General features: G+C 66.7%; 13 protein-coding genes. 6 read left to right on the top strand and 7 right to left on the bottom strand.

The genetic code is table 11. From position 1 onward, the window contains the following. Positions 1-76: 76 nt before the first annotated feature. Positions 77-1,921 (bottom strand): CHASE2 domain-containing protein, encoded by a 1,845-nt coding sequence (locus tag LH400_RS08880; protein ID WP_229152317.1) that lies wholly within the window; start codon positions 1,919-1,921, stop codon positions 77-79. Positions 1,922-1,923: 2 nt separating this feature from the next. Then, complete coding sequence (locus tag LH400_RS08875; protein WP_229152316.1) at positions 1,924-2,526, bottom strand: FecR domain-containing protein; 603 nt, start codon at positions 2,524-2,526, stop codon at positions 1,924-1,926. Positions 2,527-2,726: 200 nt separating this feature from the next. Here LH400_RS08875 and LH400_RS08870 point away from each other — a divergent pair, with 200 nt between their 5' ends. Then, entirely contained in the window at positions 2,727-3,455 is a 729-nt protein-coding gene (locus tag LH400_RS08870) for a Crp/Fnr family transcriptional regulator (protein WP_229152315.1), read from the top strand. 298 nt (positions 3,456-3,753) lie between these two features. Here the strand turns inward: LH400_RS08870 and mgrA are convergent, their stop codons facing one another. Continuing rightward, entirely contained in the window at positions 3,754-4,791 is a 1,038-nt protein-coding gene (gene mgrA, locus LH400_RS08865) for an L-glyceraldehyde 3-phosphate reductase (RefSeq protein ID WP_229152314.1), read from the bottom strand. A 187-nt stretch (positions 4,792-4,978) separates the two neighbouring features. Here mgrA and LH400_RS08860 point away from each other — a divergent pair, with 187 nt between their 5' ends. The 3 genes from LH400_RS08860 to LH400_RS08850 all read left to right on the top strand — a co-directional run bounded on the left by LH400_RS08860 (position 4,979) and on the right by LH400_RS08850 (position 6,244). Continuing rightward, positions 4,979-5,584, top strand: a complete 606-nt coding sequence (locus LH400_RS08860; RefSeq protein ID WP_229152313.1) for a hypothetical protein — start codon at positions 4,979-4,981, stop codon at positions 5,582-5,584. A gap of 113 nt (positions 5,585-5,697) precedes the next feature. Next, positions 5,698-5,865 carry a hypothetical protein gene (locus LH400_RS08855; protein WP_229152312.1) on the top strand — a complete coding sequence of 56 codons (168 nt, stop codon included), beginning with the start codon at positions 5,698-5,700 and terminating at the stop codon, positions 5,863-5,865. Positions 5,866-5,920: 55 nt separating this feature from the next. Further along, the gene (locus LH400_RS08850; RefSeq protein WP_229152311.1) at positions 5,921-6,244 is read left to right on the top strand and encodes a hypothetical protein; all 324 of its coding nucleotides are present in this window, start codon (positions 5,921-5,923) and stop codon (positions 6,242-6,244) included. Between the two features lie 75 nt (positions 6,245-6,319). On the opposite strand, the gene LH400_RS08845 is transcribed toward LH400_RS08850, so the two are convergent. Next, a complete protein-coding gene (locus LH400_RS08845; protein ID WP_229152310.1) occupies positions 6,320-7,024 on the bottom strand; it encodes a hypothetical protein in 705 nt (234 codons plus the stop codon). A 171-nt stretch (positions 7,025-7,195) separates the two neighbouring features. Here LH400_RS08845 and LH400_RS25985 point away from each other — a divergent pair, with 171 nt between their 5' ends. Further along, complete coding sequence (locus LH400_RS25985; RefSeq protein WP_255616919.1) at positions 7,196-7,327, top strand: hypothetical protein; 132 nt, start codon at positions 7,196-7,198, stop codon at positions 7,325-7,327. Between the two features lie 25 nt (positions 7,328-7,352). On the opposite strand, the gene rnd is transcribed toward LH400_RS25985, so the two are convergent. Beyond that, positions 7,353-8,507 (bottom strand): ribonuclease D, encoded by a 1,155-nt coding sequence (gene rnd, locus LH400_RS08840; protein WP_229152309.1) that lies wholly within the window; start codon positions 8,505-8,507, stop codon positions 7,353-7,355. 250 nt (positions 8,508-8,757) lie between these two features. Between rnd and aspS the strand changes: the two genes are divergently transcribed. Then, the gene (gene aspS, locus LH400_RS08835; protein ID WP_229152308.1) at positions 8,758-10,551 is read left to right on the top strand and encodes an aspartate--tRNA ligase; all 1,794 of its coding nucleotides are present in this window, start codon (positions 8,758-8,760) and stop codon (positions 10,549-10,551) included. Positions 10,552-10,568: 17 nt separating this feature from the next. Here aspS and LH400_RS08830 read toward each other — a convergent pair whose 3' ends face one another. Further along, the gene (locus LH400_RS08830; RefSeq protein WP_229152307.1) at positions 10,569-10,832 is read right to left on the bottom strand and encodes a hypothetical protein; all 264 of its coding nucleotides are present in this window, start codon (positions 10,830-10,832) and stop codon (positions 10,569-10,571) included. Then, on the bottom strand, positions 10,829-11,173 hold the full coding sequence (locus LH400_RS08825) for a PAAR domain-containing protein (RefSeq protein WP_229152306.1): 345 nt from the start codon (positions 11,171-11,173) through the stop codon (positions 10,829-10,831). Before LH400_RS08825 ends, LH400_RS08830 begins: the two co-directional genes overlap by 4 nt. Between the last annotated feature and the right edge of the window lie 51 nt (positions 11,174-11,224).

Raw genomic sequence — 11,224 nt, 5'->3', positions numbered from 1 at the left:
GCCGTCATCGACCCTCGCCCTTTCTTCGACCGGCGCTCGTCCGCCGTCCGCTCTCGCGAGGGCCGTCTTGCGCCGTTCAGGCGGTGAGGATCTCGTGCGGCTGCCACAGATGGACGGTCATCGGTTCGGCGCGCCCCCTGATCGCCACCTCCCGGACATCGCCCGGCCGTCCCTGGCAGCCGCCATCGATGGCGGCCGCGGCCACGATCTCCGAAGACGCGGCGATCGTGGCGTCATGAAGCTTTGCCACTTCCAGGAGCCGGCTGGTCACGTTCACGCTGTCACCGGTCGCAGCAATGTGCTGATGGCTGTCATGGCCGAGGCGGGAGAGAACGACCGGACCGAAATGGGCTCCGAGACGGACGCCGGTGACTGAGGTGGCACGGTCGGCTCGGGCGATCCAGGCCTCGGTCGCTGCAATCATCGAGAAGGCGGTCCTCAGGGCCCGCGAGGCATCGTCGGCGGATGCATCCGGAATCCCGAACACGATCATCGCGCCGTCGCCCATGAAACTCATCACAACGCCGCCGCGGGCCGTCGTCTCGTTGACGACGAGGGTGTGGAACTCCTTCAGCAGCGCCCGTGTGCCGACGGGTCCGAGCTTTTCGCTCGATCCGGTGAAGCCGGCGAGGTCGATGAACAGGATCGCGACGTTCTGTTCCGTCGGTTCGGCGAGGAAGGTCGGATCGGTCTCGATCCTGCGGACGAGCGACGAGGGCTGGAACCGGCGGAGCGCTTCCTCAGCCTTGGCGAGGGCGCGAGCCTCGCGGCGATCGCGGATCTGGCGGAGCGCCGCCACTGAGCCGAGCGGGGGCAGGGCGGCGGCGAGGGGCAGGGCGGCGCTGAACCAATAGCCTCCCGCAAAGCCGACCGTAATAGCGGCGAGCCAGCCAAGCAGCGCCGCGGCCGCCACCGACAGTCCGAGCGTCGGCGGAAGCAGGCAGACGGCGAGGACGCCGCCGATCGCCAGGATCACCGCCGCCGCCCCGTCGATCCGGCGAATGCCACCGTCGCGCACGAGGCCGGAGCCGTCGATGAGATTGCCGATGCCGGTGGCCAGCACCTCGACGCCCGGCGTGACCGCGTCGAAGGGCGTCGCGAACGTGTCGCCGATCGCGGTGGCGGTGACACCGACGATGGCGATACGTCCCGTGAGGCGGCCGGAATCACGATGCGCGAAGACGTCTTCGGCGGAGATCGTCGTGATCGTGCCGCGCGGACCATAGAATCGCAGCGGCATGCTCCAGCCGATGTCGAGGCGGCGGCTGTCCTCGCCGAGTGTGACGGTCTCGCTCGCAAGCACCGGTTCGGACCGCGTGAACAGTCCGGCCGCGCGCAGCGGCAGCGACGGCGTAAGCCCGCGCGAGGTGTTGATGATCAGCGGCAGATGCCGGGGAGTTCCGGCGGAGTCGGAGGAGATGTTGACCATGCCGACGCTCGCGGCTTCGGCGAAGCCGGTCTGCGGCCAGAGTTCCTGCCGGCTTGCCGGCACGATCGGCTGCGCCGTGTCCGTGTCGAAGAGGCCGGCGGCCGCGATAACGCTTGGAAGACCTGCAAGAGCCGCGGCGAGCGCGTGGTCGGAGGTCGCGGGACCAGGATCGGCGAAGAGGATGTCGAGCGCGGCCGCCCTGGCGCCGGCGTCCTTGATCGCCTTCAGGAGAGAAGCCATCCGGGCGCGATCGAGCGGATAGCCTCCCTCGGCGTTGATCGTGCGGTCGTCGATCGCCACGATCGCCACCTGCCGGGGCCCTCGTCTCGGCCCGCCGATCAGCAGCCGCAGGTCGGCGAGTGGCGCCTCGATCCGATCGAGGGGCCCGGCACGCCCGGCCATGTGGCCGGAGGCGAGCCAGCTCGCCCAGCCGCCGGCGGCAAGGGCGCCGGCCATCGCCAGCGCGAGCGGGAGTCGAGCGAGCGGGCGCATGATCAGCGGCCGAATCTCGCCAGAAGCGCGTTGACGCGAGGCTGCGGCCAGCGTCGCGCGGTGAGCGGTTCGCCAGCCACCACATCGACGCCTTCTCCGGGATTCAGCAGCACCGTGTCCGCGCCGCCCAAGCGCGAAACCGCTACCTCGCCTTCCACGACGAAGACCGACGTCGTTTGATCCGCGACCGCGACGACGAAGACGGTCCCGCGGACGGTGGCGATGGCCTGAGGCGTGCGGACCTGGAAGCCCTCGGATTGCGGACCCAGATCGAAATAGGCGGCGCTTCCGGTGATCTCGGCGACACCAGGACCGGCCGAGACCGGTGCGAGGTCGAACTGCGCGGCTGCCTCCGCCTCGATGACGATGCCGCCGGGGCAGCGATAGGCCTGCCGCGGCGGGTCCGTCAGTGCCCTCGTCTCGCAGCCTGCCAAGCCTTGGGCGAGACCTGACGTCACAGAAAGCATCGCCCACACGAAGAGGACTGCCGCAATGCCGTTTTGCATCGTCTTCATCGCAGACCTGCCTTTCCGGAGCGTCGGCGGGTTTGCCGCGCACGCGCATTGCCGCGCGTTCATCATGGCACTGGGGGAAGCGTCGTTCAAACGGCGGGACCGTCACGCCGTTCAGGCCTGATTTGGACCACGTCTCGCAGGGGCGACCATGGAGGCCGTTCGTGACGTTGTCTTCTTGCCTGACGGTCCGGGAAGCGGCAATGTGGCGGCGCCCGCTTCGCGGCGAAGCGGGCTGAGTTGCTTCGGGCGGCTCGTCCGCGAGCGCTGCCCGACTGACGGGGAGGGACGATGTGACGGCCGTCGAGGGTCGCCAGGACCAGCTGGACCGGTCGGTGGAAGATCGCGAGCGGCTGCTCGGCAGTTGCGTCATCTTCCAGGCGCTCGACGAGCGCAATCGCCGCGAGCTTGCCTCTTACGCCTTCACCCGGCGCTATCAGGCCGGCGACCCGATCTTCCAGATGGGTTCGCCCGGTCAGAGCATGATGGCGATCGTGGTTGGAACCGTCCGCATCAGTGTCATCACCCACAAGGCACGGGAGATCGTGCTGACCGATCTCAATCCGGGCGAAGTGTTCGGCGAGATGGCGCTGATCGATGGCGGCGAACGCTCGGCGGCCGCGACGGCGCTGACCAACTGCACGCTTCTCGTTCTGGAGCGACGGGACGTCTTCGCGCTTCTGGAGCGCCATCCCAAATCCGCCTTGAAGCTGCTCGAACTCCTGTGCCACCGGCTGCGGCGCTCGGACGAGCGAATGACCGAACTCGCCTTTCTGGAAATTCCCGCCCGGCTGGCAAAGGCGCTCCTGCGCGCGATCGAGTCGCCCGGTTGCCATGTCGGGAAGCAGGGCGCGAAACTGGCAATGTCCCAGACCGAGCTGGCCAATATCATCGGCAGCTCCCGCGAGAACGTCAATCGCTGCCTCAAGGCCTGGCAGCGCAGGGGTCTCGTCGACCTGCGGAACGGCTGGCTGATCGTGCCGGACAAGGCAGCGCTCGAAGCGCTTGCCGTCGAACCCTGACGCGGCCGGAGCCAGGCTGTCCGACGTCCGAACTCATCACGCTAGAGCCAGTCGCAGTCGAGCCACTGTCCGGGGTGTGACGTACGTCACAGCCGGATAGAGCTGGACCTTCTATGGTCGCTTCGTCACGGGGAGGACGACAAGTTTCCTCCCCCGACCATCGACTGGCGAGAACGCCCCGCTCGCCGCCAGATGCAACGGACCCTCGGAGCCCCCGCCGAGGGTCCATCTCCCTGCGCCGCAAACCATAGGAGACGCTCGTGCCCAGGGCTTTCCGCCTTCGTGGCGCGGGGCGGCCTTAGTCGTCCTTCCTCACCTGCGACTGCTTGCGCCAGAGGTCGATGCCGCCCTCCTCGGCATGCGTATCGATTTCGGCGAGTTCCTGGTCGGTGAAGTCCAGGCGGTCGAGCGCGCGAAGCGAATCGTCGAACTGTTCCACGGTGCGGGCGCCGATCAGCGCCGACGTCACCTCGGGCCGCCGCAGCACCCAGGCGATCGCCATCTGGGCAAGGCTCTGGCCGCGCCGCTCGGCGATAGCGGTGAGCTTCCGGATCCGCTCGATATTCGCCTCGCTCAACATGTCCGGCTTGAGCGAGCGTTCCTGCGCTGCCCGCGAGTCCGCGGGAACGCCTGAAAGATATTTGCGGGTGAGGAGGCCCTGCGCGAGGGGCGAGAAGGCGATGCAGCCGAGACCGAGGTCGGAAAGCGTCTCGAGCAGGCCGTCCTCGACCCAGCGGTTCAGCATCGAATAGGAGGGCTGGTGGATGATGAAGGGCGTGCGCTGCTCCTTCAGGATCCCGTAGGCCTTGCGGGTCAGCTCCGGGGAGTAGGAGGAGATGCCGACATAGAGCGCCCGCCCGGAGCGCACGATCTGGTCGAGCGCGCCCATGGTCTCTTCGAGCGGCGTCTCCGGATCGGGCCGGTGGTGGTAGAAGATGTCGACATAGTCGAGGCCCATGCGCTTCAGGCTCTGGTCGAGCGAGGCGATCAGATATTTGCGCGAGCCAAAGTTGCCGTAGGGCCCGGGCCACATGTCGTAGCCGGCCTTGGACGAGACGATCAGCTCGTCGCGATAGGGCGCGAAGTCCATGGCGAGCCAGCGGCCGAAATTCTCTTCCGCCGAGCCGTAGGGCGGGCCGTAATTGTTAGCGAGGTCGAAATGCGTGACGCCCCGGTCGAAGGCGCGCCTCAGGATGGCGCGGCCGGTCTCAAAGCGGTCGACACCGCCGAAGTTCTGCCAGAGGCCGAGCGAAATAGCCGGAAGGTGCAGGCCTGAGCGTCCGACCCGCCGGTATGGCATGGATTGATATCGCTCGTCGGACGCGGCGTAGGGCATTGGGAAACCTCGTTTGACGGAAAGTTGATGCGAGACATCGGCATATAGCGCACGATCTTTCGCGGATCGACCGGTCCCTCCCGCCGCCCGTCCGGCGGTAAGGCCCCGTCAAGCCGCGGCCGGAATAATGGGCGCCTGATCGCCGCGTTCCTGCTGTCGGCGACGGTCGCAAGGGAGAGCGCCCGGCATGATCCGTCCTGTTGCCACGGCCTTGTTCGCCATCGCCGCGCTCGGCGTGGCGCCTGCCTTCGCCCAGCCGGCGGAGCCGTCCGATCCGCTGCCCGCATGGCGCTCCGGTCCGCCCGCGGACGCGGTGATGGAGATCGGTCAGCGCTTCGAATGCGTCGGGCCGGGCTGTCCCGTCGGCCTGTCCTGCCTTTATGCGCTTGGACCGGAACGGCCACCCGGTTCCTATCCGATCGACATCGACTTCATCATGGACGACAAGCTGATGCCCTGGTCGGACTATGAATTCTGGCTGACGGAAAAGGCCAAGGTGCTGCGCCCGGTGCTGGCGAAAGACCCTCTGGTGCGCTCCGACCGCTTTGCCCAGCGCAGCGCGCCGCTGAGCTTCACCCTCGGCGAGAAGACGCTCGTCAGGCGCGACTATGTCCTTGCCAGCAAGCTGAAGGCCTATAGCGTCCCGGCCTATCTGTGGACCGTGAAGGGCAAGCTGGCCACCATGTTCTGCATGACCGGTGGGCAGTCCAGCAAGGACGTGCGTGCCCCGATCCGGGAGCTTCTGACCTGGCTCACCCGCGAGAGCGAAGCGCCAGGCGCGAAGCAGCCATAGGCCGGACGCTTCATCGAGCGCGCTGTGGTGCCGCCACGCGCGCCGACAGGTAACGCAAAGCGCAACCATGCGCCTCGTCGTCCGTTGATGCGAGGTCTTCAAGGAGTTCCGCCTTGCGCTCGCCGATTGCCGTGTTCGTCCTCGCCCTGACCCTCGCCGGTTGTACGACGGCGTCCGATGGCGGCGGCGAGCGGAGCGAGTTCCATCGCCGGCAGCCGTTCCTCGGTCCCGGCTTCGACACGCCGTCGCATGGGCTCGTTCCGGGACAGATTCCGAGATGATGATGGCGGATGGCTTGCACCGGCACTGCGGGCGAGCGGCAAGAGGAGATGATCGATGAAGCTGAACAGTTCCCGCGCCGCGCTCTTTGCCCTGGCGGCGATTGTCGCCTCGGGATATCCAGCCGTCGCGCAAAGCTGGTCGCAGCCGCGCGGCCCCGGCGTCATCCTTTCTCCGCGCGAGCGGGAGGCCGCCCGCCCGGTCCGGCTGCCGGATGGCCGCATCGTCTACCAGGTCGGCGGCGGCGGGATTCCCTGGCTCTACGGTGTGGGCGACGTCTATGGCGTGCCTTCGGCTCTTCCCTTGGTCGGCGGCGTCACACCGACGATCCTCGGCTCGACGCCCTCGGGAGGAATCGTCCCCGGGCAAGAGCCGCGCTGATCGAATCACGACATGATGCCGCTGATGGTCGCCCATGAGCGGCTGAGCTTCTGCGGCTGTCCTCGAAGGCGCCAGTTATCCTGAGAAGCGGAACGAGGCGAGGATGACCGGCAGTTCGCCCGCCACTCCGAGATCGTCGATGCCGCGGAGTTCTGGAGCGTGGTCGGTGCCGAGGAGGACGAGGGTGACGCCGGTCGTCGCCTTCTGCGGCTTGATCAGGATCACCCGACCCCAGATCACCACCCGGCCACTCTCGCCGTCGACCGTCGACTGAAAGCGAAGCTGGCTGCCGGCGATACCGTTGACGCTGGTCGGGCCACGGTCGATCTCGACGAAATTCGGAAAACCCGCTGCGAACTGCGTCTTGAACTGGTTGAGGAGCTGCGGGATCAGCGTTGCGTCGAAGTCGGGATCCCCTGTCGCCTTGAAGTAGCCAACTGCGAACGTCTCCGTATCGATCGAGTCACCGGTGCGGGGACGAATCACTTTGACGAAGTTGATGGCGTCCGGCCGCCCGGTTTTGGGATCGATCGTCCAGTCGGCGGGGTAGTCGAAGGAGAAGTCGACATAGTTTTCGGCGAGCTTGCGAGCGACTGCCGTGGCACGTGAGTTGGTGAAGGTCGCGAAGGATGACGGCGCGACCGCTTCGCGCTCGGATGATGCGATCGCGCCGGGGGCATGCCGGAGGACGGTGGCGTTCGCCGAGGGCTCGAGGCCGGGCAGGAGTGCGACGGCTCCGACTGCGATGGCTCCGGCGACCTTCGATCTCAGCAGGCGCATTTCGACCTCCATCTTCTTCCCAAGGGGAAGCTAGCGCCGAATTCGCATTGGTGCATCTGGAAAGTGGATGGCGCGCGAGCAGCGATAAGCTGCTATGACTGCGCCATATTTCGACGAGCCAGCCCGGCCCATCGTGCCGTCCGTTGTACCGCCTTGATGGAGAAGCCCCCGATGAAGGCCGCGACTGCCGCAATCCTGTTCGCCCTCGTCCTGTCCGGTTGTGCGCAGCCTTCGCCCGACGTGAAGAGCGCCGGCTGGGAGCAGAACGTCGGATTGCTGAACACGCCGGCGGCGCCGCAGTAACGCCGCGCCGTCCGAGGCCCCGCGGTCAGTCGAGGCGGACCACCTCGACCTTGCGGTCGCGATAGACGAGGCCGGTGCGCCCGGTCAGAAGTTCCAGCGCGCGGTTGCCGAATATCTCCCGCCGCCAGCCGGTCAGGGCAGGGACGTCTGCGTCTTCGCCCTTCCAGGCGAGCTTTTCCAGCTCGTCGCCGGAGGCGATCATCTTGGCGGCGACTCCCTCCTCCTCCACGACGATCTTCAGGAGCACGCGGAGGAACTCGACCGCCGCGGCGGTGCCTTCCGGCACCTGCGGTGGCCGCGGAATGGCCGGCAAGTCCGCCTTCGGAACCGCGAGGGCGCGCTGCACGCAGGCGATGATCGCTCGCCCGGCAGAGCTTCTCTCGAAGCCCTTCGAAACGCTGCGCAACCGCGACAAGGCCTGTTCGTCCTTCGGCTGCTGCTGCGCGATCTCGTAGATCGCGTCGTCCTTCAGGACGCGGCCACGCGGCTTGTCGGTCTCGCGCGCTTCGCGCTCGCGCCAGGCCGCGACCTCCTTCAGGATCTGGAGCTCGATCGGCTTGCGCACCCTGAGCTTCAGCCGCTTCCAGGCATCGTCGGGATGAAGGTCGTAGGTCCCGGGATCGGCGAGGATCGCCATCTCCTCGTCGAGCCAGTGGCTGCGGCCGCCGGCGTCGAGCTGCGCCTTCAGCACCCCGTAGACGTCGCGCAGATAGGTGACGTCGGCCAGCGCATATTCGAGCTGCTGCTGGCTGAGCGGCCGGCGGCGCCAGTCGGTGAAGCGCGAGGTCTTGTCGATGTGTCCGCTGGTCGTCTTCGCCACGAGCTGGTCGTAGGCGATCGAATCGCCGAAGCCGCAGACCATCGCTGCAACCTGCGTGTCGAACAAGGGAGCCGGCACGCTGCCACTCAGCTTGTGGATGATCTCGACGTCCTGGCGCGCGGCGTGGAAGACCTTGAGGACGCCGTCGTCCTGCATCAGCGCGAAGAACGGCTCGAGTGAGATGCCCGGCGCCAGCGGGTCGACGAGGACGGCGAGATCCTCCGACGCCATCTGGACGAGGCAGAGCTCAGGCCAGAACGTCGTCTCGCGGATGAATTCCGTGTCGATCGTGATGAAGTCGGCTTTCGCGAGTTCGCGGCAGGCTTCGGCTAGGGCGGATGTCGTGGTAATCAGCTGCATGCGCCTCTCTTAGCCGGAAGCGAACGAGTTTCGAAAGCCGAACCGTGCGTCGATGACGCAAATATGCCGTCATGGCCAGGCGGCGACGATCGCAGGCTATGCGGGGCGCCGCGACAATCTTGACATTCAGGCCACGGCCATGCGCTTGTCGCGCCGATTTGATGACAGCCGTCAGCCCGATCATGCCGCGTGGGCATAGCCTGCGCGGGCCAGACGGCGCGATTGACGCCCGACATGAAGAGAGAATGCCATGCACCGCTATCGCAGTCACACCTGCGCCGCCCTTCGCAAGGATGATGTCGGCGAGACCGTCCGCCTTTCCGGCTGGGCGCACCGGATCAGAGACCATGGCGGCCTCCTGTTCATCGACCTGCGCGATCACTACGGCCTCACGCAGGTCGTGGTCGATCCCGATTCGCCCGCTTTCAAGATCGCCGAGACGGTGCGCGGGGAATGGGTGATCCGCGTCGATGGCGAGGTGAAGGCGCGCTCGGACGAGACCGTGAACGCGAAACTGCCGACCGGCGAGATCGAGGTCTTCGCCCGCGAGATCGAGGTCCTGTCGGCGGCCAAGGAACTGCCGCTGCCGGTCTTCGGCGAGCCCGAATACCCCGAGGACATCCGCCTCAAATACCGCTTCCTCGACCTGCGCCGCGAGACGCTGCACAGGAACATCATGCGGCGGACCGAGATCGTCACCAAGATGCGCCAGCTGATGAGTTCGGCCGGCTTCTTCGAGTTTCAGACGCCGATCCTCACCGCCTCCAGCCCCGAGGGCGCGCGCGACTTCCTCGTCCCCTCGCGCCTCCACAACGGCATGTTCTACGCGCTGCCGCAGGCGCCGCAGCAGTACAAGCAGCTGATCATGATGTCCGGCTTCGACCGGTATTTCCAGATCGCGCCCTGCTTCCGCGACGAGGACCCGCGCGCCGACCGCTTCTACGGCGAGTTCTACCAGCTCGACGTCGAGATGAGCTTCGTCGAGCAGGAGGACATCTTCCAGGCGATGGAGCCGGTGATCCGCACCGTGTTCGAGACGTTCGCCGACGGCAAGCCGGTCTCGCAGACCTTCCGGCGCATTCCTTATGCCGAGTCGATGCGCAAATACGGCTCCGACAAGCCGGACCTCCGGAACCCGATCGAGATGGAAGGCGTGACCGAGCATTTCGCCGGCTCGGGCTTCAAGGTCTTCGCCAACATGATCGCGAACGACGATAAGGTCGAGGTCTGGGCGATCCCGGCCAAGACCGGCGGCTCGCGCGCGTTCTGCGACCGGATGAACTCCTGGGCGCAGGGCGAGGGACAGCCGGGCCTCGGCTACATCTTCTGGCGCGAAGAGGGGGACGCGGTCTCCGGTGCGGGGCCGCTCGCCAAGAATATCGGCGAGGAGCGCACCGAGGCGGTCCGCACGCAGCTCGGCCTCGAAGCCGGCGACGCCTGCTTCTTCGTCGCCGGGCGGCCGGAGAAATTCGCTCAGTTTGCGGGGGCTGCCCGCGCCCGCATCGGCGAGGAGCTGAACCTCGTGGACCGCGACCGGTTCGAGCTCGCCTGGATCATCGACTTCCCGTTCTACGAGTGGGACGAGGACAACAAGAAGATCGACTTCGCCCACAACCCGTTCTCGATGCCGCAGGGCGGCATGGACGCGCTGGAAAACCAGGAGCCGCTGTCGATCAAGGCGTTCCAGTACGACGTCGTCTGCAATGGCTACGAGATCGCGTCGGGCGGCATCCGCAACCAGCTGCCGGACGTCATGGTGAAGGCGTTCGAACTCGCCGGCTACACGCGCGCCGACGTCGAGGAGCGTTTCGGCGGCCTGTACCGCGCCTTCCAGTACGGCGCGCCGCCGCATGGCGGCATGGCGGCCGGCGTCGACCGCATCGTGATGTTGCTTTGCGGCGCAAAGAACCTGCGCGAGATCGCCATGTTCCCGATGAACCAGCAGGCCTTCGACCTGCTGATGGGCGCGCCGGCGGAAGCGCAGCCGGCGCAGCTCAGGGAGTTGGGGCTGCGCGTGGCACCACAGGCGGAGAAGAAGGGGTAAGGCTTCGGCCTCGCCGTTCACTCGACCACGAGATCGAATCGTTCGCGCGGATCCGATCCGTACATTTCGAGGAAACGCCAGGCCGCTGCATGTGACTGCCTGCGGCTGGCGTCCGAGAAGTCGGCAATGCCATCGAGGTCAGGTGTGACGCGGCCGGCGTCGGCGACGACCAGAGGCTCGATCCCGAGGATGTTGCGATCCTGTCGCTGCATCTCCCGAAGGCGCTGCAGCGACACCTGATGCGTGTTGTAGTTGTTCGTCATGGTCATGGTCATGGTCATGAGCCTGTGCCTGCTGCGCCACCGATGATCACCGACTGACATCCGAGCGTGATCCTGTTCGGTTTGCCGTCAGCTTCGAGGATGGTGTCGCCCTCGCGGCAGGCGGGCAGGCCGTTGATCAGCACCGTCGGCGAGCCGTCGACGACGACATCCGTCCCATGATGGCATTCATGCCTGTCCAAAAGGCCCCGCCACGCCGGCAGGCCGCCGATGAGCGTATTCGGGCCGCCGGGCCCGGGCGTCAGGACGCCGGGACGCTCGTGTTCCACGCGGTCGGTAACACGGGCGGCTGGACCCGTCGGCATCCTCGTCTCCGGGTGGTTTTTCTGGATCGAATTCAACTCATGAGATTGGATCGGTCAAGCCTGTCCAGTGAGGCTGTGTAAGGACGC

The sequence above is a fragment of the Jiella soli genome (genome assembly GCF_020615385.1).
GTDB lineage: Bacteria > Pseudomonadota > Alphaproteobacteria > Rhizobiales > Rhizobiaceae > VKMB-3413.
This window is presented reverse-complemented; position numbering and strand designations above follow the sequence as displayed.

Bases quoted from the DNA above. Each gene is read 5' to 3' on its own strand.
- LH400_RS08830 (WP_229152307.1), bottom strand. From the start codon at position 10,832: ATGACCATGACCATGACCATGACGAACAACTACAACACGCATCAGGTG.
- mgrA (WP_229152314.1), bottom strand. From the start codon at position 4,791: ATGCCCTACGCCGCGTCCGACGAGCGATATCAATCCATGCCATACCGG.
- aspS (WP_229152308.1), top strand. From the start codon at position 8,758: ATGCACCGCTATCGCAGTCACACCTGCGCCGCCCTTCGCAAGGATGAT.
- LH400_RS08860 (WP_229152313.1), top strand. From the start codon at position 4,979: ATGATCCGTCCTGTTGCCACGGCCTTGTTCGCCATCGCCGCGCTCGGC.
- LH400_RS08845 (WP_229152310.1), bottom strand. From the start codon at position 7,024: ATGCGCCTGCTGAGATCGAAGGTCGCCGGAGCCATCGCAGTCGGAGCC.
- LH400_RS08880 (WP_229152317.1), bottom strand. From the start codon at position 1,921: ATGCGCCCGCTCGCTCGACTCCCGCTCGCGCTGGCGATGGCCGGCGCC.
- LH400_RS08850 (WP_229152311.1), top strand. From the start codon at position 5,921: ATGAAGCTGAACAGTTCCCGCGCCGCGCTCTTTGCCCTGGCGGCGATT.
- rnd (WP_229152309.1), bottom strand. From the start codon at position 8,507: ATGCAGCTGATTACCACGACATCCGCCCTAGCCGAAGCCTGCCGCGAA.
- LH400_RS25985 (WP_255616919.1), top strand. From the start codon at position 7,196: ATGAAGGCCGCGACTGCCGCAATCCTGTTCGCCCTCGTCCTGTCCGGT.